1 protein-coding gene is annotated in these 1243 nt (G+C 58.6%); it reads right to left on the minus strand.

Annotation, left to right across the window (positions count from 1 at the left end; genetic code table 11):
* Window positions 1-238: 238 nt before the first annotated feature.
* Window positions 239-996, minus strand: a protein-coding gene (locus HEP69_RS23555; RefSeq protein WP_290560952.1) for an IS5 family transposase whose coding sequence is annotated in 2 segments (ribosomal slippage) — window positions 239-654 and window positions 654-996 — 759 coding nt in all. Because the reading frame shifts where the segments join, the coding sequence is not laid out codon by codon here.
* Window positions 997-1243 lie beyond the last annotated feature (247 nt).

The raw sequence follows: 1243 nt of genomic DNA on the forward strand, positions 1-1243 counted from the left end.
GGCCGGGGGGGGGGGGGGGGCGACGCACCGCCGGTACACGGGCCCGGGCCGCGTCCCATATGGTCCCGCCTCAAAGAAAAGGCAAGATTCGTCGACCCAGCGACCTTCCGTGGGGGAGATGGGCAGGAAGGGGATCACGCTGAACAAGGCGATGTTCAAGGATGGCCGCCGAGAAAGGGTCGACGCAGGCGCCGAGCTTCCGGCGGTGTAGACGCGCCGCTTTAGGGTCTGTTGAGATTCACTTTGAGTTGAGCAGTGCTGCGCAAGCGTTGATGATTGCTGCGAAGCTGAGGTCGGTTTTGTCGGTTCGCAAGGCGATCCGTCGGAAGTCTTTCAGATCGCAAAAGAAATTCTCGACCAGATGTCGCCATTTGTACATTTCCTCATCAATGTGCAACGGCGCCTTGCGCTGCGGCCTCTGGGAAATGCAGATGGTCGTGCCGCGCGCGTTCATCTCTTCAACGATCCAGTTGCTGTCAAAGGCCTTGTCGGCCAGCAACGCGTCAAATGACAAACCATGGATCAGGGGTGCGACACCCACAGTGTCGTAGCGGTTTCCCGGCAGTAGAACAAACCGCACGAGGTTTCCAAGCGCATCCGTCAGTGCCAGGATTTTGGTCGTCCAACCGCCCTTTGATTTGCCTATAGCCTGACGGAGAGTCCCCCTTTTGCGCCCTGTCCGGCGCGGTGAACCTTAACGATGGTGCCGTCTATCATCGCCATCTCCATGTCGGGTTGATCCGACAAGTCATTGAACATGCGCTCAGAAACACCTGCTCGTGCCCAATCCCGAAATCGGCGATAGATGGTATTCCAGTTTCCAAAGCTGGTTGGCAGATCGCGCCAGGGCGCGCCGGTGCGCGCAATCCAAAACACCGCCTCCATAAAAAGCCGGGCATCGCTACCCGTGCGCCCCGGATGCGCCTTCAGCCCAAGGCAATGCGGCTCCATCTTCGCCCATTGATGATCTCGGATGACAAACCTGCTCGTGTCCATTCAGACCTCCCTTTTGGGAGCTTGAATCAGAACTTAAGCTGTTAGGGAATCCTGAATCTCAACAGACCCTAGACTCACAAAAAAAAAACGGCGCCCCGCGAGGCGCCGTTTTTCATGGGTTGGACAAGGGCCCAGGCGTTCACATCGACCACGACACGGCCCTTGACCTGACCTTTGAGGACATCCCCGCCAAGCTAGGGCGACACGGCCCACGGTGAGGCGGGAGCCCAGATTCACAGCTGTCCCC

The sequence above is a fragment of the Aestuariivita sp. genome, assembly GCF_021404545.1.
Classification (GTDB): Bacteria; Pseudomonadota; Alphaproteobacteria; order Rhodobacterales; family Rhodobacteraceae; genus Aestuariivita.